Annotated in this window: 25 protein-coding genes; 15 read left to right on the top strand and 10 right to left on the bottom strand. The window is 72.0% G+C overall.

Translation table 11 applies throughout. The annotated features are described in order from the left end of the window. Positions 1 to 98: 98 nt before the first annotated feature. Positions 99 to 965, top strand: a complete 867-nt coding sequence (gene rfbA, locus AC3ANS_RS02200; RefSeq protein WP_488294536.1) for a glucose-1-phosphate thymidylyltransferase RfbA — start codon at positions 99 to 101, stop codon at positions 963 to 965. A gap of 86 nt (positions 966 to 1,051) precedes the next feature. Here rfbA and AC3ANS_RS02205 read toward each other — a convergent pair whose 3' ends face one another. Together AC3ANS_RS02205 and AC3ANS_RS02210 are read right to left on the bottom strand one after the other, a co-directional pair. Further along, complete coding sequence (locus AC3ANS_RS02205) at positions 1,052 to 2,728, bottom strand: SulP family inorganic anion transporter (RefSeq protein WP_488294537.1); 1,677 nt, start codon at positions 2,726 to 2,728, stop codon at positions 1,052 to 1,054. Continuing rightward, positions 2,725 to 3,057 carry an ArsR/SmtB family transcription factor gene (locus tag AC3ANS_RS02210; RefSeq protein WP_488294538.1) on the bottom strand — a complete coding sequence of 111 codons (333 nt, stop codon included), beginning with the start codon at positions 3,055 to 3,057 and terminating at the stop codon, positions 2,725 to 2,727. Before AC3ANS_RS02210 ends, AC3ANS_RS02205 begins: the two co-directional genes overlap by 4 nt. 142 nt (positions 3,058 to 3,199) lie before the next feature. On the opposite strand from AC3ANS_RS02210, the gene AC3ANS_RS02215 reads away from it, so the two are divergent. Continuing rightward, positions 3,200 to 5,047, top strand: a complete 1,848-nt coding sequence (locus tag AC3ANS_RS02215; protein WP_488294539.1) for a phosphoenolpyruvate carboxykinase (GTP) — start codon at positions 3,200 to 3,202, stop codon at positions 5,045 to 5,047. 99 nt (positions 5,048 to 5,146) lie between these two features. On the opposite strand, the gene AC3ANS_RS02220 is transcribed toward AC3ANS_RS02215, so the two are convergent. Together AC3ANS_RS02220 and AC3ANS_RS02225 are read right to left on the bottom strand one after the other, a co-directional pair. Further along, entirely contained in the window at positions 5,147 to 5,308 is a 162-nt protein-coding gene (locus AC3ANS_RS02220) for a hypothetical protein (RefSeq protein ID WP_488294540.1), read from the bottom strand. A 78-nt stretch (positions 5,309 to 5,386) separates the two neighbouring features. Next, positions 5,387 to 5,554, bottom strand: coding sequence for a hypothetical protein (locus AC3ANS_RS02225; protein ID WP_488294541.1), 168 nt, complete (start codon positions 5,552 to 5,554; stop codon positions 5,387 to 5,389). A gap of 118 nt (positions 5,555 to 5,672) precedes the next feature. On the opposite strand from AC3ANS_RS02225, the gene galE reads away from it, so the two are divergent. Beyond that, positions 5,673 to 6,677, top strand: a complete 1,005-nt coding sequence (gene galE / locus AC3ANS_RS02230; protein WP_488294542.1) for a UDP-glucose 4-epimerase GalE — start codon at positions 5,673 to 5,675, stop codon at positions 6,675 to 6,677. Beyond that, positions 6,677 to 7,456: an N-acetylmuramoyl-L-alanine amidase family protein gene (locus AC3ANS_RS02235; protein ID WP_488294543.1), complete on the top strand. Its 780-nt coding sequence runs from the start codon at positions 6,677 to 6,679 to the stop codon at positions 7,454 to 7,456. Before galE ends, AC3ANS_RS02235 begins: the two co-directional genes overlap by 1 nt. 322 nt (positions 7,457 to 7,778) lie before the next feature. Here AC3ANS_RS02235 and AC3ANS_RS02240 read toward each other — a convergent pair whose 3' ends face one another. After that, positions 7,779 to 8,084: a GIY-YIG nuclease family protein gene (locus tag AC3ANS_RS02240; protein WP_488294544.1), complete on the bottom strand. Its 306-nt coding sequence runs from the start codon at positions 8,082 to 8,084 to the stop codon at positions 7,779 to 7,781. Between the two features lie 82 nt (positions 8,085 to 8,166). After that, positions 8,167 to 8,790, bottom strand: a complete 624-nt coding sequence (locus tag AC3ANS_RS02245) for a TetR/AcrR family transcriptional regulator (protein ID WP_488294545.1) — start codon at positions 8,788 to 8,790, stop codon at positions 8,167 to 8,169. A 76-nt stretch (positions 8,791 to 8,866) separates the two neighbouring features. On the opposite strand from AC3ANS_RS02245, the gene AC3ANS_RS02250 reads away from it, so the two are divergent. The 9 genes from AC3ANS_RS02250 (at position 8,867) to AC3ANS_RS02290 (ending at position 17,878) form a co-directional block, all read left to right on the top strand. Further along, entirely contained in the window at positions 8,867 to 9,712 is an 846-nt protein-coding gene (locus AC3ANS_RS02250) for a glucosyl-3-phosphoglycerate synthase (RefSeq protein WP_488294546.1), read from the top strand. Beyond that, positions 9,709 to 10,572 (top strand): dihydropteroate synthase, encoded by an 864-nt coding sequence (gene folP, locus AC3ANS_RS02255; RefSeq protein ID WP_488294547.1) that lies wholly within the window; start codon positions 9,709 to 9,711, stop codon positions 10,570 to 10,572. The genes AC3ANS_RS02250 and folP overlap by 4 nt, the downstream gene beginning before the upstream one ends. After that, positions 10,569 to 11,066, top strand: coding sequence for a class III extradiol ring-cleavage dioxygenase family protein (locus AC3ANS_RS02260; protein WP_488294548.1), 498 nt, complete (start codon positions 10,569 to 10,571; stop codon positions 11,064 to 11,066). Before folP ends, AC3ANS_RS02260 begins: the two co-directional genes overlap by 4 nt. After that, a complete protein-coding gene (locus AC3ANS_RS02265) occupies positions 11,063 to 11,719 on the top strand; it encodes a dihydrofolate reductase family protein (RefSeq protein ID WP_488294549.1) in 657 nt (218 codons plus the stop codon). The genes AC3ANS_RS02260 and AC3ANS_RS02265 overlap by 4 nt, the downstream gene beginning before the upstream one ends. 93 nt (positions 11,720 to 11,812) lie before the next feature. After that, positions 11,813 to 14,428 carry a reprolysin-like metallopeptidase gene (locus tag AC3ANS_RS02270; protein ID WP_488294550.1) on the top strand — a complete coding sequence of 872 codons (2,616 nt, stop codon included), beginning with the start codon at positions 11,813 to 11,815 and terminating at the stop codon, positions 14,426 to 14,428. A 111-nt stretch (positions 14,429 to 14,539) separates the two neighbouring features. Then, on the top strand, positions 14,540 to 15,430 hold the full coding sequence (locus AC3ANS_RS02275) for an LLM class flavin-dependent oxidoreductase (RefSeq protein WP_488296584.1): 891 nt from the start codon (positions 14,540 to 14,542) through the stop codon (positions 15,428 to 15,430). A gap of 62 nt (positions 15,431 to 15,492) precedes the next feature. Further along, positions 15,493 to 16,128: a hypothetical protein gene (locus tag AC3ANS_RS02280; protein ID WP_488294551.1), complete on the top strand. Its 636-nt coding sequence runs from the start codon at positions 15,493 to 15,495 to the stop codon at positions 16,126 to 16,128. Positions 16,129 to 16,229: 101 nt separating this feature from the next. Continuing rightward, positions 16,230 to 17,699 carry an NAD(P)/FAD-dependent oxidoreductase gene (locus tag AC3ANS_RS02285; RefSeq protein ID WP_488294552.1) on the top strand — a complete coding sequence of 490 codons (1,470 nt, stop codon included), beginning with the start codon at positions 16,230 to 16,232 and terminating at the stop codon, positions 17,697 to 17,699. 5 nt (positions 17,700 to 17,704) lie between these two features. Next, entirely contained in the window at positions 17,705 to 17,878 is a 174-nt protein-coding gene (locus tag AC3ANS_RS02290) for a hypothetical protein (protein ID WP_488294553.1), read from the top strand. On the opposite strand, the gene AC3ANS_RS02295 is transcribed toward AC3ANS_RS02290, so the two are convergent. Together AC3ANS_RS02295 and AC3ANS_RS02300 are read right to left on the bottom strand one after the other, a co-directional pair. Next, positions 17,868 to 18,884, bottom strand: coding sequence for a TIGR03617 family F420-dependent LLM class oxidoreductase (locus AC3ANS_RS02295; protein WP_488294554.1), 1,017 nt, complete (start codon positions 18,882 to 18,884; stop codon positions 17,868 to 17,870). The genes AC3ANS_RS02290 and AC3ANS_RS02295 overlap by 11 nt on opposite strands. Positions 18,885 to 18,909: 25 nt before the next feature. Further along, complete coding sequence (locus AC3ANS_RS02300) at positions 18,910 to 19,446, bottom strand: hypothetical protein (protein ID WP_488294555.1); 537 nt, start codon at positions 19,444 to 19,446, stop codon at positions 18,910 to 18,912. A gap of 23 nt (positions 19,447 to 19,469) precedes the next feature. Here AC3ANS_RS02300 and AC3ANS_RS02305 point away from each other — a divergent pair, with 23 nt between their 5' ends. Beyond that, positions 19,470 to 20,429 carry a hypothetical protein gene (locus AC3ANS_RS02305; protein ID WP_488294556.1) on the top strand — a complete coding sequence of 320 codons (960 nt, stop codon included), beginning with the start codon at positions 19,470 to 19,472 and terminating at the stop codon, positions 20,427 to 20,429. Positions 20,430 to 20,479: 50 nt separating this feature from the next. On the opposite strand, the gene AC3ANS_RS02310 is transcribed toward AC3ANS_RS02305, so the two are convergent. Both AC3ANS_RS02310 and typA read right to left on the bottom strand, forming a co-directional pair. Then, a complete protein-coding gene (locus tag AC3ANS_RS02310; RefSeq protein WP_488294557.1) occupies positions 20,480 to 21,001 on the bottom strand; it encodes a thioesterase family protein in 522 nt (173 codons plus the stop codon). A gap of 231 nt (positions 21,002 to 21,232) precedes the next feature. Beyond that, positions 21,233 to 23,140: a translational GTPase TypA gene (typA, locus tag AC3ANS_RS02315; protein ID WP_488294558.1), complete on the bottom strand. Its 1,908-nt coding sequence runs from the start codon at positions 23,138 to 23,140 to the stop codon at positions 21,233 to 21,235. 250 nt (positions 23,141 to 23,390) lie between these two features. On the opposite strand from typA, the gene AC3ANS_RS02320 reads away from it, so the two are divergent. Then, on the top strand, positions 23,391 to 23,864 hold the full coding sequence (locus tag AC3ANS_RS02320) for a PPOX class F420-dependent oxidoreductase (RefSeq protein WP_488294559.1): 474 nt from the start codon (positions 23,391 to 23,393) through the stop codon (positions 23,862 to 23,864). The last annotated feature ends 24 nt before the right edge of the window (positions 23,865 to 23,888 follow it).

Below are 23,888 nucleotides of genomic sequence, written 5' to 3' on the forward strand. Positions count from 1 at the left end.
GGGCCGTGCTGCCGGGCGCATCCGAGGGCGGTACTCGATCTTGGGGAAGCCGCGGCGGCCCCCGGGGCGCCCCCGGCGGCGGTGCCTACGGTCGGGCCATGCGGGGAATCATCCTGGCCGGTGGCACCGGCTCCCGCCTGCACCCGATCACCCACGGGCTCAGCAAGCAGCTGCTGCCCGTCTACGACAAGCCGATGGTCTACTACCCGCTGTCGACGCTGATGCTCGCCGGCATCCGCGACATCCTGCTGATCGCCACCCCGCACGAGGTCGGCCAGTTCGAGCGGCTGCTCGGCGACGGGGGCGACCTCGGCGTCGCGATCGACTACGCCGTCCAGCCCGCCCCCGAGGGGCTCGCCCAGGCGTTCGTGATCGGCGCCGAGCACATCGGCGACGACCGGGTGGCGCTGGTGCTCGGCGACAACATCTTCCACGGGGAGGGCCTCGGCACCCGACTGCAGCGCTTCGACGACCTAGACGGCGCGGCCGTCTTCGCCTACCGGGTCGCCGACCCCACGGCGTACGGCGTCGTGGAGTTCGACCAGGACGGTCGTGCGCTCTCGCTGGAGGAGAAGCCGGCGCACCCGCGCAGCTCCTACGCCGTCCCCGGGCTGTACTTCTACAGCTCCGACGTGGTGGCGCGGGCGCGGACGCTGCGACCCTCGGCGCGCGGCGAGCTCGAGATCACCGACCTCAACCGGACCTACCTGGAGGAGGGCCGGCTGATCGTCGAGGTGCTGCCGCGCGGGGCGGCGTGGCTCGACACCGGCACGTTCGACGCCCTCAACGACGCCAGCGACTACGTGCGCGCGGTCGAGAGCCGGCAGGGCGTGATGGTCGGGTCACCCGAGGAGGTCGCCTGGCGGATGGGCTTCATCTCCGACGAGGGCCTCCGGCTGGCCGCCAAGCGTCAGCTCAACAGCGGCTACGGCACCTGTCTGCTGGGGCTGCTCGACCACCGGTGATGGTCGGTGGGGATAGTCCCTGACGTTCGTGGGGGATGGGATCGCTTGCAGGCCCTCGATCGTCAGGGACCATCCGTCCCGGGGCCTCAGGCGGGGTGGGCCTGGTGCGCGTGCTGGGCCCGGGCGACGTGCATCCGGGCGTGCGCGATCGCCTCGGGGGTGGTCGCGAACGCGTGCTCGTCGTGGGCGAGCTGGTCGTGCACGCCGAGCTCGCGCAGCACCCGCTCGTGTCGCGGGTCCAGCCCGGAGAGCAGCACGCTGATGCCGCGGCCCTCGAGCCGGGCGATCGTGTCGGCCAGCACCGAGGCGCCGGTGGCGTCGATCGTCGAGACCCGCGACATCCGCAGCACCACCACCCGCACGTCGCTGACCTGCGAGAGCTCGAGCAGGAAGTCGTGGGCGGCCGCGAAGAACAGCGGCCCCTCCATCCGGTAGGCCACGATGTGCTGGTCGAGCAGGCTGCGCTCCTCGTCGGCGTGCTCGGAGTCGTCCAGCGGCACCTCGTCCATGCGGGCGGCCAGCGCGGTCTGGCGCAGCGCGAAGAACCCCGCGACCACCAGCCCGACGATCACCGCGGTGACCAGGTCGACGGCGACGGTGGCGACCGCGGTCACGGCGAGCACGGCGGCGTCGCCACGCGTCGAGCGCAGCAGCGCCGCGACGCTGGAGACCCGCACCATCTGGACGGCCGTGGCGACCAGCACTCCGGCCAGCGCGGCCAGCGGGATCTCCCCGACCCTGCGCGACGCGGCCAGCACCACCACGAGCAGCACCACGCTGTGCGCGAGAGCGGCCAGTCGCGAGGTGGCGCCCGAGCGGACGTTGACCGCCGTACGTGCGATGGCCGCGGTGGCGGGGATGCCGCCGAACAGTGGCGTCACGAGGTTGGCCAGGCCCTGCCCGACCAGCTCGCGGTCGGGGTGGTGGCGGCGCCCGACGCTCATGCCGTCGGCGACGGTGGCCGAGAGCAGGCTCTCGAGGGCGGCCAGGGCGGCGACCGCGACGGCCGGCAGCACCAGCCCGCCGAGGTCGCCCACCGGCACCGTCGGCAGGTGCGGCAGCGGCAGTCCCGAGGGGATGTCGCCGATGTGGGCCGCGCCCACGCCGGCGGCCGAGTTGAGGACGGTCGCGACCACCACGGCGATCAGCGACCACGGCAGTCCCGGCCGCAGCCGGACCATCAGCAGCACCCCGGCGCCGACCCCGGCCGCGATGCCGATCGGGCCCCATTCCGGGTGCTCGGCCCAGGTCGTGATCGCGTGGAACGCCTGTGCGAGGACCCCCTCGCCCTCGGCGTGCACGCCGAGCGCGGCCGGCAGCTGCTGCAGCGCGATGATCGCGGCGATGCCGAGTGTGAAGCCCTCGACCACCGGCACCGGCACGTAGCGGATGAACCGCCCGGCTCCGACGTACCCCAGCACAAGCAGCACGACGCCGGCCATCAGGCCGACGACCAGCACGCCGTCGGCGCCGTGGCTCGCGACGATGGGGACGAGTACGACGGTCATCGCGCCGGTCGGGCCGCTGACCTGCACCCGGCTGCCGCCGAACACGGCCGCGACCGCACCCGCGACGATCGCGGTGACGAGGCCGGCGCCGGCGCCCAGGCCCGAGCTCGCACCGAAGCCGAGCGCGAGCGGCAGCGCGACCAGCCCGACCATCAGGCCGGCGGTCAGGTCGGCGCCCAGGTGGAAGGGACGCCAGTCGGTGGCGTGGGGGAGGAGCTCGCGGACCCGGCTGTGGGTGGACGTCGTGGCGCTCACGAGGGAGTGCCGGCGAGCTCGGTGCCGAGCTCGCCCTGGACCGCGATCAGTCCGGACAGGATGGTGCGGGCGGCCAGCAGGAGGTCGCGGACCTCGGGGACGCTCACCGAGTAGACGACCTCGCTGCCGGCGCGGTGGGAGGTGACCATCGACGTACGGCGCAGCACCGCGAGCTGCTGGGAGAGGTTGCTCGGCTCGATCTCGATCTTCTCGAGCAGCTCGTGCACGGCGTGGTCGCGCTCGGACAGCAGCTCGAGGATGCGGATGCGGGCCGGGTGGCCGAGGGTCTTGAAGAGCTCGGCCTTGGCCTGGTACAGCGGAACCCCCATGGGTGTCGTCTCCCTCCCTGGAGTCGTCTCACATGAAGGTTACACAACTTGAGAACATCTTCAATTCGTGTACCTTCCGGTAACAACCGGGATGCGAGAGCATGGCAATTGTCAAGGACAAGGTGAGGATCGGGTGGCTGGCGTGGCTGACGAGGCGATCGAGCTGGAGAACGTGCTGGACGAGGCGGGGCTGAAGAACTCCCAGGTGCGCGAGTACGTGCGCCACTGGGCAGCACTCACCGGCGCCGCCCGGGTCGAGGTCGTCGACGAGGACGACGACGCGCGGCTGATCCAGGAGGCGCTGGAGGCCGGCGAGCTGCTGCCGGTCGGCGAGGGCTGCTACTACTCACGCAGCTTCTACAAGGACACCGCCCGCTCCGAGGAGCGCACGATCGTCGCCACCAGCAACCCCGAGGACCGGGGCACCTACAACAACTGGCGCCCGTCCTCGGAGATGAAGCCGCTGCTCGAGGGCCTGATGCGCGGCGCCTCCGCCGGCAAGACCATGTACGTCGTGCCGTACCTGATGGCACCTCCCGGCTCGCCGATGGAGCGGTTCGCCGCCGGCGTCGAGCTGACCGACAGCCGCACGGTCGCGCTGCACATGATCCGGATGTCCCGGGTCGGCGTGCACCACATCAACGACCTGCACGACCCCGACAGCTTCGTGCGCGCGGTCCACGTCACCGGTGACCTCGAGACGCTCGGCCAGGGCACGCCCGCCGACCAGCGCTACTTCGTGACCGTGGCCGACGAGCGGACCATCCTGCACTTCGGGTCGTCGTACGGCGGCAACGCACTGCTCGGCAAGATCGCCCACGGCCTGCGGCAGGCGGCGTACGACGGCTGGGCGTCCGGGGAGTTCCTGGCCGAGCAGTTCATGCTGCTCGGCATCGTCGACAACGAGACCGGCAAGCGCTACCACGTGGCCGGCGGCTTCCCGAGCGCCTCGGGCAAGACCAACCTCGCGATGACGCTGGCGCCCGAGGCGCTGGGCGACCGCTACCGCGTGGAGTTCTACGGCGACGACATCACCTGGCTGTGGATCGACCCCGACGACGGGCGGCTCTACGGCATGAACCCGGAGTACGGCGTCTTCGGCGTCGCCAAGGACACCAACGAGCTGACGAACCCGACCGCGCTCGACTCCGTGCGTCCCGGCACCGGCGCGATCTTCACCAACGTGGCCTACAACGAGCTCACCCACGAGGTCTGGTGGGAGGGCCGCACGCCGGCGCCGCCCTCGGACCTCGCGGGCTGGCTGGACTGGAAGGGCGAGCCGATCGCGGCGCGCACCCCCGAGCAGGCCGGCGACCCCTGGGCGCACCCCAACAGCCGCTTCACCACCACCCTCGCCAACGTGCCCAACGTCGCCGCGGACTTCGAGGAGCCGCGCGGCGTGCCGATCGACGCGATCATCTTCGGTGGCCGCACCCGCGACCGCGAGCCGCTGATCCGCGCGATCACCGACCTCGCCGAAGGCGTCTATGACGGGCTCACGCTCGGCGCGGAGGCGACGTTCGCCGCCGACGGGGTGGATGGGCAGCTGCGCTACGACCCGATGTCGATGCGGCCGTTCATGTCCTACCCCGAAGCGCGGTACGCCGCGCACTGGCTCGACGTCATCGGCCGCGCGAGCGAGCAGCCGATCTTCGCGCACGTCAACTGGTTCCAGCGCGACCCCGAGGACGGCCACTTCCTGTGGCCCGGCTACCGCGAGAACCTGCGCGCGCTGCTGTGGCTGGTGCACCTCCACGAGGGCTCCGTCACCGGCGTACCCTCGCCGGTCGGCATCCTGCCCACCGAGGAGGAGCTGCACCTCTCCGGCGTCCACCTGCCGCCCGAGGACGCCGCACGGATCCTCTCCATCGACGTCGACCGCTGGCGCCAGGAGATGGGCTTCCGCACCGACCACCTCGCCCAGTTCCACGGGCTGCCCCAGGAGATCTGGGACGCCCACCGCCGGGTCTCGCGCGACCTGGGCTGCTGATCCTTCTCGATAGTCCCTGACGTTTGCGGGGTGTGGGACCGCTCCCGGCCCCGCGAACGTCAGGGACTACCCCAGGCGGCTGGGCAGAGCAGGTGACCGTCAGGCGACCGGGTCGTCCGGCATCCAGGCGCCGGCGAGCGCTCTCGCGCGCCAGCCGTCGGGGTGCAGCTCGATGACCTCGGACCACGACGCGGTCGCGGTCAGCGGGTCCGGTACGACGTGGTCGGTGCGCCGCCACGACTCCGGCATGGGCCTGGTCATACCGGGTGTATCGGCGCTAGGCGTCCCCGCTTGAGCCTCGGCCCGCCCGGTCCAGACCGCTTTGCGGCGCAGGGGCGGTCAGGCGACTTGCGAGCTGCCGTTCTCGTTCAGCTTCGCCTCGTTCAGGATCGCCTCGGTCAGAGTCGCCTCGTACAGCGGCCAGGCGCGCCAGTCCTCGGGGTGCAGGCCGACGCTGTCACACCAGGCCTCGAACGGGGAGACCAGGCTCGACCCGGGCAGGGACACGGGGCGGCAGGACTCTGGCGCTGGCAGACTCACACGTGGTTCATCGGCCTCGATGACAGCGCCTTGAGCCCGAGGGAGCACCGGTCCAGACCAGTGCGGTCTGGCTAGGGTGGGAGGCATGAAGGTTCTCGTCACCGGCGGCGCCGGCTACATCGGCTCGACCACCGCCAAGGCCCTCGAGGAGGCCGGCCACACCCCGGTCATCCTGGACTCGCTGCTCACCGGGCCGCTGGCGTTCGTGCGCGACCGCATCTTCTACGAGGGCGACATCGCCGACCGGTCGCTGCTCCGCCGGGTGTTCGAGGAGCACCCCGACATCGACGCCACCATCCACATGGCCGCGCGCATCGTGGTGCCCGAGTCGGTCGAGAAGCCCTACGAGTACTACCGCGACAACGTCGCCAAGTCGCTCGACCTGTTCGACGAGCTCAACGCGCTGGGCAAGGGCCGGGTGCTGTTCTCGTCCTCGGCGTCGATCTATGCGCTCAAGGACGACTTCGAGGTCTCCGAGGGCGACCGGCTCGAGCCGACCTCGCCGTACGCCCGGACCAAGCGGATGATGGAGGAGATCCTCCAGGACATGTCGGCCGCGACCGACCTGCGCGCGATCATCCTGCGCTACTTCAACCCGATCGGCTCCGACCCCGACCTCGAGTCCGGCATCTACGCCAAGGAGCCCTCGCACGTCCTGGGCCAGCTGGTGATGGCCGCGCGCGGCCAGAAGGACTCCTTCACGATCACCGGCACCGAGCACCCCACCCGCGACGGGACGGGCATCCGCGACTACATCCACGTCTGGGACCTCGCCCGCGCCCACGTGCGCGCCGTCGAGCGCTTCGACCAGGTGATCGAGGAGGCCGGCGCGTCCAGCGTGGTCATCAACGTCGGCACCGGGTCGGGGGTGACCGTGCGCGAGCTGGTCCGCTCCTTCGAGACGGTCTTCGGGTCCGAGGTGCCGATCACCGAGGCGCCGCCGCGTCCGGGTGACGCCGTGGGCGCGTTCGCCAACGTCGACCGCTCCCGCTCGCTGCTCGACTGGCGCACCGAGCTCTCGCTCGACGACGCGATCGCCTCCGCGCTGGCGTGGGGTGCGAAGCGCCAGGAGATCCTGGGTTACGAGTGATGCGGCTGGTCGGTCTGCTGGTGGCGGTGCTCCTGCTCGGGACGCTCGCCGAGCCGGCGTACGCCGAGCGCGCGGACATGCCCGAGGCGTCCGCCCGGACCGCCGGGCCGCTCGCGGGCCGCGTGGTGGTGCTCGACCCCGGACACCAGCTCGGCAACCACAACTTCCCGCGCCAGATCAACCGGCTCGTGCCCGCGGGTGGGTTCCGCAAGCCGTGCAACACCACCGGCACCGCGACGAACGGCGGCTACCCGGAGGCGACGTTCGCCTGGCAGGTGACGCAGCTGCTGCAGGCCCGGCTCGAGCGGCTCGGTGCTCACGTACGCCTCACCCGCACCACCAACCGGCAGGACCGCTGGGGTCCCTGCGTCGACGACCGCGGCCGCGCCGGCAACCAGGTCGCGGCCGACCTCAAGATCAGCCTGCACGGTGACGGCTCGTACGCCGCCGGCGCCCACGGCTTCCACGTGATCGCCCCGACCGACCGGCGGCCGTGGACCCACGACATCTACCGCTCCTCCAAGCGGCTCGCGCTCGACACCCGCGCCGCGCTGCGCGCCCGCGGGGTGCCGGTCGCCAACTACATCGCCGGCGGCGACGGGCTGGACTTCCGCTCCGACCTCGGCACCTTGAACCTCTCCGACATCCCCACGGTGATGGTCGAGCTCGGCAACATGCGCAACCCCCGCGACGCCCACCGGATGACCACCCGCGCCGGCCGTGCCACCTATGCCCGGGCCCTCACCGCCGCCGTACGCCGCTTCCTGGGTGCACCGTAGGTCGAGCAGCGAGCGCCAGCGAGCGTCGTCGAGACCCCCGCGGGGAGGGCAGGGCGGTGAGTGCACGGGTCGTCGTGGGTGGGTTGGCTGCGGGGATCTCGACGGGCGCTCAGGCCCGGGGGGCCTTCGCTGCTCGATCAACGGCGCCGCGCGGTTGGTCGAGCAGCGAGCGCTAGCGAGCGTCGTCGAGACCCCCGCGGGGTTGGCAGGGCGGTGAGTGCACGGGTGGTGGTGGGTGGGTTGGCTGCGGGGATCTCGACGGGCGCTCAGGCCCGGGGGCCTTCGCTGCTCGATCACCGGCGGCCGGGGTGGGGGTGCTTGGTCAAGGGTGATCGCGGTGCCGGCGGGAGCGGCCGCGGGAGAGGGCGGGTAGGTCGTCGAGCCGGCCCTCGATCAGGGCGATGCGTTTCGCGCGTCCCCAGCCCTGGATCTGCTTCTCGAAGTCGTACGCGTCTTCGACCCGGTCATAGAACGCGGCCCAGACCAGTCGCACCGGCCGCCGGCGCTTCAGTCTCGTGTAGGTCGAACCCAACCCGAGGTTGTGCTGGCTGATGCGGCGATCGAGGTCGATCGTGCTGCCGACGTAGAAGGTGCCGTCGGCGCACTCGATGATGTAAGTCCAAGCCATGGGGTCGGTCTGCCCGCAGACCCCGATCGCGAAGCAGAGTCGTTGCGCGGCTGTGGAGAGGGACCCCGAGCGTGACGGTCGTTCAGGAGCCGGCGCCCTGCAGCACCAGGGAGACCAGGGCCGTGGCGCGGGCGTCGATCTCGTCGTCGGTGAGCGACTGACCTTCGAGGCGGCGGGTGAGGGTCTGCACGATCACCGACCCGTAGACGCACTGCCCGATCGTGATCGCGGGTTGGCCGGCCGCGAGCTCGCCACGCTCGGCCGCGCGGCCGGCGATCTGCTCGATCCAGCCGACCTGGACGTCGGTCACCGCCTCCACGAACCCGCCCAGGCGCTGCGGGGCGCCGGCGGTGTCGACGACGACGCGCAGCGCGGCCCAGCCGGCGGGCTCGCGGTAGTGGCGGAACAGGTTGACCGCCAGTGCGCGCAGGTCACCGTGGAGCGTCCCGGTGTCCACGTCACCGAGGGTGCCGCTGTGGCTGCTGACGGCGTCGGTCAGCAGCGCGTCCTTGTCCTGCCAGCGCAGGTAGACGGTGGACTTGCCGACCCCGGCCCGGCGGGCGACGCCGTCCATGGTGAAGCCGGACCAGCCGTGCTCGCCGTACTCCTCCAGGGCGGCGTCGATGATGCGCTTCTCAGCCCCGGGCGTGCGCGGACGACCGCGACTCCGCCGTGGCTCCCCCTGTGACCCCTGTGAGGTGGACATGGCTGATTGAACATCACATCGTGACCGAATGGTGACGGATCGCCGACGTTCAGGGTCGCTCGCTACGCTCGACCGCGTGTCGGCCTGGGGCGAGAGCAACACCCACCACTGGGACGACTGGACCATCGAGGACCTGATGGCCGCCAAGGCGGCCCACACGGTGAGCCTCGTGGTGCCGGCCCGCAACGAGGCCGCGACGGTCGGGGACGTCGTCACGCGGGTGCGCGAGGCGCTGGTGGACACCGTCGCGCTGCTCGACGAGATCGTGGTCATCGACTCCGACTCCACCGACGACACCTACGACGTGGCCACCGATGCGGGGGCTGTGGTGCACCGCGCGGGCGAGATCCGGCCCGACCTCGGCAGCGTCCCCGGCAAGGGCGAGGCGATGTGGAAGTCGCTGTTCGTCACCACCGGCGACGTGCTGGTGTTCATGGACGCCGACCTGCTCGACTGGGACACCCACTTCGTGCCCGGACTGCTGGGCCCGTTGCTGACTCGCCCCGAGGTCGCGCTGGTCAAGGGCTTCTACGAGCGACCGATGCTCTCCGGCGACGCGGCCGTCCCGTTCGAGGGCGGCCGAGTCACCGAGCTGGTCGCCCGCCCCCTGATCCGGCTGCTGTTCCCCGAGCTCGCCGGGCTGCACCAGCCGCTGGCTGGTGAGTGGGCCGTACGCCGGACGCTGTTCGAGCAGCTCGACGTCCCGAGCGGGTACGCCGTGGAGCTCGCCGCCCTGATCGACACCGTGCGCACCCGCGGGCTCGACGCGATCGCGCAGGTCGACCTCGGCACCCGCGCCCACCGGCACCAGTCGCTGCGCGACCTGTCCGGCATGTCGACCCAGATCCTGGCCGCCGCGCTGTCGCGGGTCGGCACCGGCGAGGGCACCCACGAGCGGCCGCCGGCGGTGAGCGTCGGATGACACTGCAGCTGGGCCGCCACCCGTTCACCGACGAGGCCACGCTGATGATGGCGATCGTCAACCGCACGCCCGACTCGTTCTACGACAAGGGCGCCACCTGGGCCGAGGACAAGGCGTTCGAGCGGGTCGCGCTGGTCGCCGCCCAGGGCGCCGAGATCGTCGACATCGGCGGCATCAAGGCCGCGCCCGGGGTCGAGATCGGCGCCGCCGAGGAGAAGGCACGCGTCGTCGACTTCGTGGCCCGCGTGCGCGAGGCGTTCCCCGAGCTGGTGATCTCGGTCGACACCTGGCGCGCCGAGGTGGGCCGCGCGGTCTGCGCCGCGGGCGCCGACGTGCTCAACGACGCCTGGGGTGGCGCCGACCCCGAGCTCGTGGACGCGGCCGCCGAGGCAGGCGCCGCGATCATCTGCACCCACACCGGCGGCGTCACTCCCCGCACCCGCCCCTACCGCATCGAGTACGACGACGTGGTGGCCGCCGCCATTCACGACACCGTCGCCTACGCCGAGCGGGCGATCGCCGCCGGCGTCCACCCGGCGTCAGTGGTCATCGACCCAGCCCACGACTTCGGCAAGAACACCTTCCACTCCCTCGAGGTCACCCGCCGCCTCGGCGAGATGGTCGCCACCGGCTACCCGGTGCTGGTGTCGCTGTCCAACAAGGACTTCGTCGGCGAGACCCTCGACGTACCCGTCGGTGAACGCCTCACCGGCACCCTCGCCGCCACCGCGATCTGCGCGCTCGCCGGGGCGCGCATCTACCGCGTGCACGAGGTCGTCGAGACCCGCCAGACCGTCGACATGGTCGCCACCATCGCCGGCCGGCGGCCGCCCAAGCGCGCCATCCGGGGGCTGCAGTGAGAGTCGTGCTGGTGCCGGGCGTGCTCGCGCTGCTGCCGGAGTACGCCGGCCTCGACGACCCGGTCGCCGAGCTGCGGGCGGCGTGCGCCGAGGCGGTGCGCTGGCTGGGTGACGGGTTCGGTGTCCATGGGTCGTTCCAGGGCCTCCGGATCGCCCGCCATCTCGCCGCGGAGGCCGGAGTCGAGCTCGACCTGGATCGTCGCGCCGGGATGCTCGTCGTCGCGAACGGCAGCGCCAAGCGCACCGAGAAGGCGCCCGGCCACCTCGATCCGCGGGCCGAGGAGTTCGACCGGCGGCTGGGGGAGCGGCTCCGCGCCGGCGACCTGTCCGGGCTCGACCACGACCTCGCAGCCGAGCTCTGGGCCGACACCGAGAGCCTGGCCCGGCTGGCCGAGGACGTCGAGCTCGACGCTGCGACCTGCCGGGTGGACTACGACGACGACCCGTTCGGCGTGCAGTACTGGGTGATGAGGTGGGAGGGGCGCTGGCGATGAGAGTCCTCGTGGGACCCGACACCGACGACCTGGCCGAGCTCTACGCCGTGCCTGGCACGCCGTGGCTGCGGGTCAACATGGTCAGCACGGTCGACGGTGCCGCCACCGGCGAGAGCGGCACCAGTGGGTCGATCAACAACGCCGCCGACAAGCAGGTCTTCGACCAGCTCCGCGCGATGGCCGACGCGATCGTCGTCGGTGCGGGGACCGTCCGGGCGGAGGGCTACGGGCCGGCCGGCAAGCCACTGGTGGTGGTCAGTCGCCGCGGCCAGGTGCCCGACACGCTGCGCGACGCGCCCCGGGGCTCGGTCCTGCTCGCCACCTGCGGCGCGGCCGAGGACCTCGATCCCGTGCGCGAGCGACTCGGCGCCGAGAACGTGCTGGTGCTCGGTTCACACCGCGTCGACCTGCCGCTCCTCAAGCAGGTGCTCGCCGACCGCGGCTGGGGTCACGTCCTCTCCGAGGGCGGGCCGCACCTGCTGCGCGACCTGCTCGCGAGCGGGGCCGCCGACGAGCTCTGCACGACCGTCGTGCCGCGGTTGGTGGCCGGTGAGCACCCTCGGATCACCCAGGGCCCACCCGTCGACGTACCGCTGCGACTGCACCTGCTCCTCGAGGCCGAGGGCACCCTGCTCGCCCGCTGGCTGACCTGACCCGCGAGGTGGTGCTAGGCCCCGTCGGAGTCGCCCCCTAGGCTGCGAGCACCGCACCTGACTCCGGGTCGCGGGTTCGACGAGGGAGACTCCATGCCGCGACCGTTCCGGTTCGTCGCCGCGCTCTTCGCCCTGGCTCTGGCCGCCGCCGTGCTGCCGTTGGCCTGGACGTCGGCCGAGGCTGCTGACGACCACACGATGTACCGCACGCTGGCGGACTTCACGCCCACGGGTCCGCGGGCCGACGTTCGTCCGGACCACTACACCGCGGTGCGCATCGACACGACGCAGGTGCGCAAGGCGCTCCGCAGCGCTCCGGCTGTCGGATCGAGCGGCTCCACCGTCTTCCCGGTGCCGACCCCGACGGGTGGGACCGAGCGGTTCGCCGTCCAGCGCACCCAGCTGATGGAGCCCGGACTCGCCGCCGCGCACCCGGAGATCGCGACCTGGGCCGGGGTCTCGCTCGACCACCCCGGCACGAGCGTCGTCATGGACGTCACCCCGCTCGGCTTCCACGCCTCCGTGCGCTCCGGCACCGGCCGCGCGTGGTACGTCGACCCGGCCACCACGGGGCGCGGCACCGTGACCCACCTGAGCTACTACGGCGACAGCCTGCCGCGGCCCGAGCAGCAGTTCGTCGAGCGCGAGGCGCCCGGCGTCGACCGCGTCGCGAGCCGCCGGCAGGCGGCCCTGGCCGACGGTGGCACCGTCACCCAGCGGGTCTTTCGGCTCGCGCTGGTCTCGGACCCGACGTACGCCGCCTACTTCGGCAGCGAGAACGTCACCGCCGCGAAGGTGACGCTGCTCAACCGCGTCAACCAGCTCTACAACGACGACCTCGCGATCAAGATGATCCTCGTCGACGGCACCGACTCCCTGAACTTCGACACCAACGAGAAGGCGACCGGCCCCAACGGCCCGTGTGGCGCCAACCCCTGCTTCGCCTCGGTGCCCGCGCCCGACTCCACGGTCGACAACGGCTACGTCCAGGGCCAGATCGCCTTCTGTGACGGCGGCACGCTGGTCCGCACGCAGACGGTGCTCGGCCAGCTGATCGGCGCGAGCAACTACGACATCGGCCACATCGCGCTCGGCACCGACGGCGGCGGCATCGCCGGGCTCGGTGTCGTCGGCAGCGTCGAGAAGGGCCAGGGCTGCACCGGCATCCCGCAGCCGGTGGGCGACTACTACGCGGTCGACTACGTCGCCCACGAGATGGGCCACCAGTTCGGCGGCAACCACACCTTCAACGGCACCCAGCACAACTGCTCGGGCGGCAACCGCAACGGCTCCACCGGGGTCGAGCCGGGGTCGGGCTCCTCGGTGATGGCGTACGCCGGCATCTGCCGCCAGGACAACCTGCAGCTGCACAGCGACCCGTACTTCTCCCAGCGCTCGATCACCGAGATCGGGGCGTACACCGGGACGCCGGCCGCCGACCCGGTCGAGGTGCAGGACGTCTCGCTCGAGGGCTTCGACGGCAGCGACTCGATCACCATCGGCTACCCCGGCGCGGCGCAGACGTTCACGCTCATCCGTGGAGGTGTCGGGCCGACCGCCTACAACGCCGCCAACATCGAGCACGCCGTGGAGACCCTCACCGGCGAGGACGTCACGGTCGCGGGCTGGGGCTACGACCCGTACGCCGGCTACGTCTATCCCGGTGACGCGGGCTACCCCGCCGCGCTGACCCCCGCCGGTGACGGTGGCTTCGAGGTGATCTTCGCGTCCGACGCCGACCCGTACACCACCGGCAGCGACCGCCGGGACATGGACGCGCTGGTGGTGGACGCCGTGGGCGCGACCGCCCACGTCGGCGAGACCGCCAAGGGCGGCACCCCCGGCAACCAGGGCTTCGAGCAGGTCACCACCACCAACCACGCCCCGGTCGTCTCGGCGCCCGCGGACAAGACGATCCCCGCGCGGACGCCGTTCACCCTCACCGGCAGTGCGACCGACGCCGACGGCGACGACCTGACCTACCTGTGGGAGCAGAACGACGACGCCGCCGGCCACGACGGCACGGCCCTGGTCGACAACGTCAAGCCGTGGGGTCCCCTGTTCCGGGTGTTCGGCACGGCTGCCGACGTCTCGGACGAGGACGCCTCCCAGAGCCCGGCCCCTGGGGAGAACCACGCCACGGCCGGCACCCGGACCCGGACGTTCCCCGACCTGACCCAGATCCTGGCGGGCAACACCAACGCGCGCACCGGTGCGTGCCCGGCGGCCCCGCCGAACGACCCGGACAAGTACGTGATCGTGCCCCTGCGCATCGTGAACTGCTTCTCCGAGTTCCTGCCGACCGCGACGTACGCCAAGCACGCGGGTGCGATGCACTTCCGGCTCACCGCGCGCGACAGCGTCGCGGGCGGCGGAGGCGTGGGGCACGACGACGTGACGCTTCGGGTCGCCGGCAACGCCGGACCGTTCCTCGTCTCCTCGTTCCGCAAGGGCGGTGCCGTCGACGGCGGGACCAAGCACGTCGTCCGGTGGGAGGTCAACGGCACCCGCTGGATGGCCTCCCGGGTCCGGTTCGTGCTGTCGACCGACAACGGCCGCACCTGGAACAAGGTGCTCGGGACCTCCGCCAACGACGGCCGGGCCACGGTGCGGTTCCCCCGCACCAAGACCGGGCACGCGTGGCTGAAGATCGAGGCGGTCGGCAACTACTTCTTCGACATCAGCGACCACTCGTTCCGGATCCGCTAGTGCTTCACCTGGGATAGTCCCTGACGTTCGCGGGGTCCCCGGACCCGATCCGCCCCGCAGACGTCGGGGACTATCCCTCCGGCAGAGAGGCAGTGGCCGATGGACGTCGGGATGACGCTGCCGGTCATGGAGCCCGACCTGTGGGCCGAGACCGGCACCCTCGAGACCTGGGCGCGCGCGATCGACGAGGGCCCGTTCTCCTCGGTGTGCTTCGGGGAGCGGATGGCCTTCGACAACCCCGACGCGCTGACCCTGCTCGGGGCGGTCGCGGCCTGGACCTCGCGGGCCCGCGTGGTGACGACCGTGGTGGTGCCGCAGCTGCACGCGACCGTTCCGCTCGCGAAGGCGCTGGCCACGGGGGACCGGCTCTGTGGTGGCCGCCTGACGGTGGGGCTGGGGGTCGGTGGTCGCGAGGAGGACTACCGCGCGGCCGACGCCGACCTCGCGTCCCGCACGATGGCGGGGATGGCCGACCGGGTGGCGACGATGCGGCAGGTCTGGGCGGGCGAGCGGGTCGTGGACGCCGTACGCCCCGTCGGGCCGCCGCCGGTGCAGACCGGTGGCCCCGAGCTGCTGGTCGGCACCCTCGGCCCCCGCACGATCCGCAGCGCGTCGCACTGGGCCGACGGGCTGGCCGGCATGTCGCTCGACCTCGACCTCGCTGCGATGGAGCGGATCTTCACGTTGACGCGCGAGGCCTGGCGCGAGGCCGGGCGGCCCGAGCCGCGGTTGACCACGTCGTTCTGGTTCGCGCTCGACGACGGCCCCGGCAGCAGCGGGTCGGCGCGTGACCAGGTCCACCGTCACCTGCGCCACTACATGAACTGGATCCCGACCGCGTACGTCGACGCGCTCGCGCCCACCGCCGGCTTCGCCGGCACGCCGGCCCAGCTGCGCGACGTGCTCCAGCAGGTCGCCGACCTGGGCGCCGACGAGGTGCAGCTGATCCCCACCAGCTCCGAGATCAGCCAGGTGGAGCGGGTCGCCGCGATCGTGACCTGATCGGAAGCGACCGGCGCGGGCGTTCGCCTGTGGGGAGCGGCCCCAGGTCCTACGGTGTCGCCGTGAGGATGGACTGGGTGCCGGTCTCGGCCGCGCTGCTGCTGACCGGGGCGTTGGCCCTGGGCCTGGGTGGTTTCCTGCTCCCGACCTCCGACAACGGCTCCGACTCGCTGCGCATCGTCCAGGACCAGGGTGGCCAGTGGCTCACCGTGGCGGTGATCCTCTTCATCGCCTCGATCTGCCTCACCCTGGGGCTGCCGGCGATCCTCACGATGTTCGAGCACCGTGGCTGGAGGCTCGGCATGATCAGCGGGATCGTGCTCGAGATCGGGTTCATCGGCACCGCCGGCTTCGCGATGCTGATGGCGTTCTTCCGGTCGCTGGTGATCACCGACGCGATCCGCGACCAGAACATCGACGACATCGCCAACGAGGCCGGCCTGGCGGTGTTCCTCTACACCTGGATCGTCGGGCTCTACTTGGGCGAGCTGCTGCTCGGCATCGCCCTGCTGCGGGCCGGTACGACGCCGCGCTGGGTCCCGTTCGCGCTGATCCTGCACGCCCTGTCGTTCGCGGTCTCCGGCGTCCTGCCCGAGTACCTCGCCAAGGCGACGGTCCTGCTGCTCGTGGTCGGCTTCGCCGGCATCGCGATCCAGGCGAACTCGCCGGCGCACCGGCGCCGGATCTCCCACACCTGAGGGGTCGCTCCCGGGTTCGGCAAGCCTTGGCTTGCTTGGCGAGACATACCCCCCAGGGTATCTTGTGCGCAGCTCACGAGCGCCTGAAAGGCAGGGACTCCATGGCGGACGTCGTCATCCTGGGGGCCGGAATCTCCGGCCACACCGCAGCACTGCACCTCTCCCGGTTGCTCGGAAGGCGCAACCTCGGCAAGACCCACACCGTCACGGTGGTCTCCCCGAACTCCAACTGGAACTGGATCCCCTCCAACATCTGGGTCGGGGTCGGCAAGATGGCCAAGGCGGATGTCGTGTTTCCGCTGGCGCCGGTCTACCAGCGCAAGGGCATCGCGTTCCGGCAGGCCAAGGCGGTGGCCATCCGGCCGCAGGGCGACGACCAGGACCCGCGGGGTGCCGTCGACATCGTCTCGACCGCCCCGGGCAGCGCCGGTGAAGAGCAGCGGATCCGCTACGACTACCTGATCAACGCCACCGGCCCGCGGCTGCGGTTCGAGGCGACCGAGGGCCTCGGGCCCGAGCACCACACGGTCTCGGTGTGCACGGCCGACCACGCGATCGAGGCCGCCGAGCGGCTGGCCGGCGTGATCGAGCTGCTGCGCGCCGGGAAGCCCCAGACCCTGGTGGTCGGCATGGGCCACGGCACCTGCACCTGTGAGGGTGCCGCGTTCGAGTACGTCTTCAACGTCGACCACGAGCTGCGCGCGGCCGGTGTCCGCGACCTCGCCCGGCTCGTCTACCTCTCCAACGAGGCCCAGCTCGGCGACTTCGGGGTCGACGGCATGACGTTCGAGGAGCAGGGCTTCCAGACCACCAGCGAGCTCTGGACCGCCTCGCTGTTCCGCGAGCGGGGCGTCGAGGCCATCCTCGGCGCGCACGTCGAGCGGGTCACCGACGGCGTGGTCCACTACGAGACCCTCGACGGGCTCCACCACCAGCTCGGGTTCGACTTCGCGATGCTGCTGCCCCCGTTCGGAGGGGTCCAGCTCCAGGCGTTCGACCGCACCGGCGCCGACATCACCAGCGAGCTGTTCGCGCCGAGCGGGTTCATGAAGGTCGACGCCGACTACACGCCCAAGCCGTACGCCGCGTGGCGGGCCGCGGACTGGCCCCGCACCTACCTGGCGCCGGGCTACGACAACCTCTTCGCCGTCGGCATCGCCTTCGCGCCGCCGCACCAGATCTCCCAGCCCCGGACGAGTGCGAACGGCACGGTGATCACCCCGTCACCGCCGCGTACCGGCATGCCGTCGGGCGTGATGGGCAAGACCGTGGCGCTCACGATCGCGGACCGCGTCAAGCACGGGCCCACCGCCCGACCGCACGAGGCGTCGATGGCCGAGATGGGCGCCGCCTGCGTGGCGTCGGCCGGCGCCGGAGTGCGCGACGGCTCGGCCGCGTCGATGACGATGAACCCCGTCGTCCCCGACTTCGACCGCTACCCCACCGGCCGCGACCTGTCGGGCACGCGCGGCGAGATCGGCCTCAGCGGCCACTGGGTGAAGCTGATGCTCCACCACCTGTTCCTCTACAAGGCCAAGGCCCGCCCGGGCTGGCAGCTGATCCCGGAGTGACCGCGATGACCGAGCCCACCGTCCCCATCGGCCCCACCGCCGAGCCGCAGCCCGTCGCGGACCTCAGCGGGGCGCCGCTGCCGACCGCGCGCACCCTGCGCCGCCGGCGCTCGCTGCCGACGCAGCTGGTCCGCTTCGTGGTCTTCAACGCCCGCATCGTGCGGATGATCAGGCACTGACTCCGGCCAGTGCGGAGGCGAGGTCGGCGACCTGGTCCAGCGGCGCGTCGTAGCCGGGGAAGTAGCAGCACACCCGCTCCGCGACGTCGCCGAACCGGCGCCCGACCTCGGCCGCGCACTCCTCGGGAGTGCCGCGGACCGCGAGCGTCTCCAGCATCTCGTCGGTGACGAGGCCCACCATCGCCGCCCAATCGCCCTGCTTGGAGAGCCGATTGAGCTCGGGCTGGACCTCGGCCCACCCCTCGACCTCGAGCACGGGCAGGTACGCCGGTGTCGACCCGTAGAACGCCAGCAGCCCCCGCACGCCGGCGGTCGCGGCGGCCAGCTCGGCGTCGGTGCGGCCCATCGCGACGATCGCCTGCGGCAGGATCGCCAGGTCCTCCCGGGAGCGGCCGGCGGCGGACAGGCCCGCGTCGACGGCGGGCAGGGTCCGCTCGCGGAAGTGCCGGTGGCTGTGGAACGGCATCACCAGCAGGCCGTCCGCGACCTCGGCGGCGGTGCGGGTCATCACCGGCCCCAGCGCGCCGAGCAGCACCGGCGGGACGCCGTACGGGTTGGGGCCGGGCACGAACGTCGGCGGCATCAGCGTGTGCTGGGTGAACTCGCCGCGGAAGTCCAGCGGCGTCCCGTCCTGCCAGGAGCCGAGGATCGCCTTGACCGCCAGCACCGTCTCGCGCATCCGCGCCGCCGGCCGGCTCCAGGTCGCGCCGTACCGGCGCTCGATGTGTGGGCGGATCTGCGACCCCAGGCCGAGCCGGAACCGCCCGCGCGAGAGCAGCTGCAGGTCGTACGCCGTGTGCGCCAGGTGCATCGGGCTGCGCGGGATCGCGATGGCGACGTTCGTCATCAGGTCGGTCTCGACCGCCCCCGCGGCCACCGCGAGCGGAAGGAACACGTCGTGGGGGCCCTCGAACGTGAACAGGCCCGCGACTCCCGTGCCCGCCAGCTCGCGGGCGCGCTCGGCGGCCAGGTCGGGGCGGGCGTCGAGCTGCACGTCGAGGAGCATGCGGGGGATCCTCGCAGCGCCGGTGCTAGGAGAACCAGCCCAGCAGCGCGCCGATGAGCAGCGTGACCACCGTGACCAGCGCGCCGAGTGCGGCGACCGAGGCCACCACGATGCCCACCACCTCCGAGCGGGAGCGCTTCGCGCGCAGGCCCAGCTCGGTCGCCGCGGTGTCGATGAGCCTGCGTCCCTGGCCGGTGTCGAAGCTCTGGCCGGAGACCTGGCGGAACCGGAAGGTGCGCCGGTCGAACACGTAGGTCTTCTCGAAGCCCTTCTCGCGCACCCGGCCGGTCGTCCGCGAGCCGCGGGCGGCGACCCGGGCCATCCCGGCCTGCCAGTCGATCTCCCGCACGTCGTCGGTCACCGAGTAGGTCCCCGGCCCGGGGAACGACACGTGGTGGATGCTGGTCGTGCGCACCCCCTCCTTGCGCAGGGTGCCGGACCACCTCGCGTCGAGGTTCAGGGCCACGTCGAAGCCCTCGTCGGTCTCGCGGACGACGTACGGCGTCCCCTCGGCGGCGTGCCGCACGAGCTCGAGCAGGCGGGCAGCGTCGGAGGTCGTCACGGCGACCACCCTAAGGTGGCTGGGTGACCACCGAGGATCGGGCCAGGCAGGTACACGACGAGCTGGAGGCGGCCCTCGAGGCCGTGGCCGAGCATGCGCGGGTGAGTGCCCGGCTGCAGCGGGCCCGGGCCTCGGAGGACTCGGCTCGCGAGGCCGCGGTGCGCGCCCACGAGCAGCTCGCGACCGAGACGAAGGACGTGCGGGCGCTGGAGTCGTTCAGCCCCACCCGCATCTGGGCCACGCTCAAGGGCAGCCGCGACACCGACCTCGACCGCGAGGAGGCCGAGCGACAGGCGGCGGAGTACACCGCGGCCCGCGCGGACGCGTGGCTCGTCAGCACCCACGACGAGGTACGCCGGGCCGAGGCCGAGCTGGCCGCCCTGGGTGACGTGCACGCGCGGCGGGAGCGGGCGATGGCCGAGAAGGAGCGGCTGCTGACCGAGGTCGGCGGCACCGCGGGCGACGAGCTCGCCCGGATCGCCGGCGACCTGGCCACGACCGCCGCCCAGGCGAAGGAGGTGCGGGAGGCGGTCGCCGCGGGGGAGCACGCCGCCGCGGCGCTGGCGCAGGCACGCGAGGTGCTCGGCTCGGCCGGCAGTTGGGCGACGTACGACACGTTCTTCGGCGGCGGTCTGATCACCGACATGGTCAAGTACGACCGGATGGACCAGGCCCAGCGGCTGCTGCACGGGGCCGACCAGGCGCTGCGCCGGCTCTCGGTCGAGCTGGCCGACGTCGGCATGACCGCCGTGGTGCGGGGTCTGTCGGTCGACGGCCTCACCCAGGCGTTCGACGTGTGGTTCGACAACATCTTCACCGACTGGTCGGTGAAGAACCGGATCACCGAGGCCGCCCGGCGCACCGACGAGGCCGCCGGGGTGGTGCACGAGATCCGCACCCGCCTGGCCGGCCAGCAGCGCGACCTCGACACCCGGGTCGCCGAGCTCAGCGCCCAGCGCGAGCGGCTGCTGGTCGGCGGCTGAACCGGCTCGGCGGCTGGCGAGCACCGGCCCAGGGCTGGGTCAGCGTCCGGTCAGCGCAGCGCCAGGCACCCGGAGACCGACGGCGCCCACGGCAGCTTCGCGTCCTCGGCGATCCGCTCGTCCAGGTTGGCGGCCACGTCCTCGGGCCACGGGGCGGTGCGGCGGGTCTCCATCGAGATGTGGAGGAAGATCTCCTCCATCACGTAGCTGACCTCCTGGTGGGTGTCGTCCAGGAGGTACACCAGCACGTGCGCGGCCCGCTCGGAGCGCCCCAGCAGCCGCACCCGGCACGACATCCGGTCACCGGTGCGCAGCTCGGAGAGGTACGTCAGGTGGTGCTCGGCCGAGAAGCAGGCGTGCCCCTGGGCCGGCCAGTTCTGCGGGATCCCCAGCGGCACCAACGACTCGTCGAGACCCTCGCTCGCGATGCCGGTGTAGTGGCGGACGTTCAGGTGGCCGTTGACGTCCTCGAACGCCACGGGCACCGGCTGCTCGGCGTACACCGGCAGGTCGACGAGCTGGTCATAGGTGGGGTGGCTGGTGCGCTCTGCTGAAGACGGGGTGGTGGTCACGCGGGCCGATGTTACTGCCCGGTCGCCGCGCTCGGCGCCATCGGGTCGTGTGCCTGAGCACGGTGCATGAACCGGCCTGCGGCACAAGACCCGCAGGCCGCTGGGGCTACTTGCTCGCCTTGCGCGCCCGGCTCGCGGTCGGCGCTCCTTCGTCGCGCGACCGCTCGCCTCGCAGAAAGCCGCCAAGTGACCCCAGGCTTGCTCCGGGCCGCCTGGTGACCACGAGGGGGGTCACTTGGCGGCTTTACGCGCTCGGCTCGCGGTCTTAGCCCGGTCGTTCTGGTCGAGCACGACCTTGCGGATGCGGACGGTCTCGGGGGTGACCTCGACGCACTCGTCCTCGCGGCAGAACTCCAGGCACTGCTCGAGGGAGAGCTTGCGCGGCGGCACCAGCTTCTCGAAGTTGTCGGAGGTGGCGGACCGGATGTTGGTCTGCTGCTTCTCCTTGGTGATGTTGACGTCCATGTCGTCGGCGCGGGAGTTCTCCCCGACGATCATGCCCTCGTAGACCTCGGTGGTGGGGTCGACGAACATCACGCCGCGCTCCTGCAGGTTCGTCATCGCGTACGCCGTGGCCGCGCCCGGGCGGTCCGCGACCAGCGAGCCGTTCTGGCGCGACTTGATCTCGCCGGCCCACGGCTCGTAGCCCTCGGAGATGTGGTGGGCGATGCCGGTGCCGCGGGTGTCGGTGAGGAACTCGGTGCGGAACCCGATCAGCCCGCGGGCGGGCACCAGGAACTCCATGCGGACCCAGCCGGTGCCGTGGTTGGTCATCTGCTCCATGCGGCCCTTGCGCGAGGCGAGCAGCTCGGTGATCGTGCCGAGGTACTCCTCGGGTGCGTCGATCGTCAGCCGCTCCACGGGCTCGTGGACCTTGCCGTTGATCTCCCGGGTGACCACCTGCGGCTTGCCCACGGTGAGCTCGAAGCCCTCGCGGCGCATCTGCTCCACCAGGATCGCCAGCGCCAGCTCGCCGCGGCCCTGGACCTCCCAGGCGTCGGGGCGCTCGGTCGGGAGGACCCGCAGGGACACGTTGCCGACCAGCTCGGCGTCGAGGCGGTCCTTGACCAGGCGCGCGGTGACCTTGTGGCCCTTGCCGCCCTTGCCGACCAGCGGGGAGGTGTTGGTGCCGATCGTCATCGAGATCGCGGGCTCGTCGACGTGGATGAGCGGCAGCGCGACGGGGTTGTCGACGTCGGCCAGGGTCTCGCCGATCGTGATCTCCGGAATGCCCGCGATCGCGACGATGTCGCCCGGGCCGGCGGACTCGCCGGCCTTGCGCTCGAGGCCCTCGGTGACGAGCAGCTCGGTGATCTTGACGTTCTTGACGGTGCCGTCGCGCTTCATCCACGCGACCTGCTGGCCCTTGCGCAGCGTGCCCTCGTGCACCCGCACGAGCGCGAGGCGGCCGAGGAACGGCGAGGCGTCCAGGTTGGTGACGTGCGCCTGCAGCGGCGCGTCCTCGGTGTACGTCGGAGCCGGGATCGTCTCGAGGATCGTCTTGAACAGCGGCTCGAGGTCGGGGGAGTCGGGGAGCCCGGCATTCTCCGGCATCGTCAGCGAGGCCCGGCCGGCCTTTGCCGAGGCGTAGACGACCGGGAAGTCCAGCGCGTCCTGGCCGTGGCTCTCGTCGAGCAGGTCCATGAACAGCTCGTAGGTCTCGTCGACCACCTCGGAGATCCGGGCGTCGCCACGGTCGACCTTGTTGACGACGAGCACGACCGGCATGTCGGCGTTCAGCGCCTTGCGCAGCACGAACCGGGTCTGCGGCAGCGGGCCCTCCGAGGCGTCGACCAGCAGCACGATGCCGTCGACCATCGACAGCCCGCGCTCGACCTCGCCACCGAAGTCGGCGTGGCCGGGGGTGTCGATGATGTTGATCGTCATCGGCTTGCCGCCACCCGCGGGGCCCGCGTAGTGGATCGCGGTGTTCTTCGCGAGGATCGTGATGCCCTTCTCGCGCTCGAGGTCACCGGAGTCCATCACGCGCTCGGCCACGCCCTCGGCCTGGTGCGCGGTGAACGCGCCGCCCTGGCGGAGCATCGCGTCGACGAGCGTGGTCTTGCCGTGGTCGACGTGGGCGACGATCGCCACGTTGCGGAGGTCGGTGCGGGCGGTGCGGGTGCTGGCGTCAGACATGGAGGTACGGCGTCCGTTCGATGGGGGAGCGCGGCGGCCGCGCTGAGGCTTGCGGGCCCACGGAGGGCCTCGTCGAGTCTAGTCGCGGCCGCCGTACCCGCCCACATCGGCGATCTGGGCGTCCGGCAGGCCTCTTCCAGTTTCGTCAGCCGGCGGACGAAACTCGAGCCTGGACGACGAAGCTTTGTCGTCCCAGCACGAGCTTTGTCGGCCGGCCGACGAAACTCGCGCCCCGGCTACCGTGGACCCCATGCCCAAGATCGCCACGAACAACCGCGTCAGCCGCGACGCGCTGCTGGAGTTCGTCCGCACCCGCCACCACCTGGTGCTCGTCACCACCCGCGCGGACGGGCGCCCGCAGCTCTCGCCGGTCTCCGGGGGCGTCGACGCCGACGGGCACGTGGTGATCTCGACGTACCCCGACCGCGCCAAGGCCGTGAACCTGCGCCGCAACCCGGCCGCCACCGTGCTGGTGCTCTCCGATGAGTGGGACGACGCCTGGGTGCAGGTCGACGGCACCGCGGAGGTGCTCGACATGCCCTCGCCGGAGGCGGAGGACGGGCTGGTCGAGTACTACCGCTGCATCGCGGGCGAGCACCCCGACTGGGAGGAGTACCGCGAGGCCATGCGCCGTCAGGGCAAGTCGCTGATCCGGATCAGCGTCGACTCGTGGGGTCCGGTCGCCACCGGCGGGTTCCCGCCCGACCGCGCCCCCGCCGGCTGAGACAGGACTAGCCCGCCGGTCCAG

It is taken from the genome of Nocardia sp. 149-1B (assembly GCF_057747975.1).

Bases quoted from the DNA above. Each gene is read 5' to 3' on its own strand.
- rfbA (WP_488294536.1), top strand. From the start codon at position 99: ATGCGGGGAATCATCCTGGCCGGTGGCACCGGCTCCCGCCTGCACCCG.
- AC3ANS_RS02210 (WP_488294538.1), bottom strand. From the start codon at position 3,057: ATGGGGGTTCCGCTGTACCAGGCCAAGGCCGAGCTCTTCAAGACCCTC.
- AC3ANS_RS02220 (WP_488294540.1), bottom strand. From the start codon at position 5,308: ATGACCAGGCCCATGCCGGAGTCGTGGCGGCGCACCGACCACGTCGTA.
- galE (WP_488294542.1), top strand. From the start codon at position 5,673: ATGAAGGTTCTCGTCACCGGCGGCGCCGGCTACATCGGCTCGACCACC.
- AC3ANS_RS02235 (WP_488294543.1), top strand. From the start codon at position 6,677: ATGCGGCTGGTCGGTCTGCTGGTGGCGGTGCTCCTGCTCGGGACGCTC.
- AC3ANS_RS02240 (WP_488294544.1), bottom strand. From the start codon at position 8,084: ATGGCTTGGACTTACATCATCGAGTGCGCCGACGGCACCTTCTACGTC.
- AC3ANS_RS02245 (WP_488294545.1), bottom strand. From the start codon at position 8,790: ATGTCCACCTCACAGGGGTCACAGGGGGAGCCACGGCGGAGTCGCGGT.
- folP (WP_488294547.1), top strand. From the start codon at position 9,709: ATGACACTGCAGCTGGGCCGCCACCCGTTCACCGACGAGGCCACGCTG.
- AC3ANS_RS02265 (WP_488294549.1), top strand. From the start codon at position 11,063: ATGAGAGTCCTCGTGGGACCCGACACCGACGACCTGGCCGAGCTCTAC.
- AC3ANS_RS02270 (WP_488294550.1), top strand. From the start codon at position 11,813: ATGCCGCGACCGTTCCGGTTCGTCGCCGCGCTCTTCGCCCTGGCTCTG.
- AC3ANS_RS02275 (WP_488296584.1), top strand. From the start codon at position 14,540: ATGACGCTGCCGGTCATGGAGCCCGACCTGTGGGCCGAGACCGGCACC.
- AC3ANS_RS02285 (WP_488294552.1), top strand. From the start codon at position 16,230: ATGGCGGACGTCGTCATCCTGGGGGCCGGAATCTCCGGCCACACCGCA.
- AC3ANS_RS02290 (WP_488294553.1), top strand. From the start codon at position 17,705: ATGACCGAGCCCACCGTCCCCATCGGCCCCACCGCCGAGCCGCAGCCC.
- AC3ANS_RS02295 (WP_488294554.1), bottom strand. From the start codon at position 18,884: ATGCTCCTCGACGTGCAGCTCGACGCCCGCCCCGACCTGGCCGCCGAG.
- typA (WP_488294558.1), bottom strand. From the start codon at position 23,140: ATGTCTGACGCCAGCACCCGCACCGCCCGCACCGACCTCCGCAACGTG.
- AC3ANS_RS02320 (WP_488294559.1), top strand. From the start codon at position 23,391: ATGCCCAAGATCGCCACGAACAACCGCGTCAGCCGCGACGCGCTGCTG.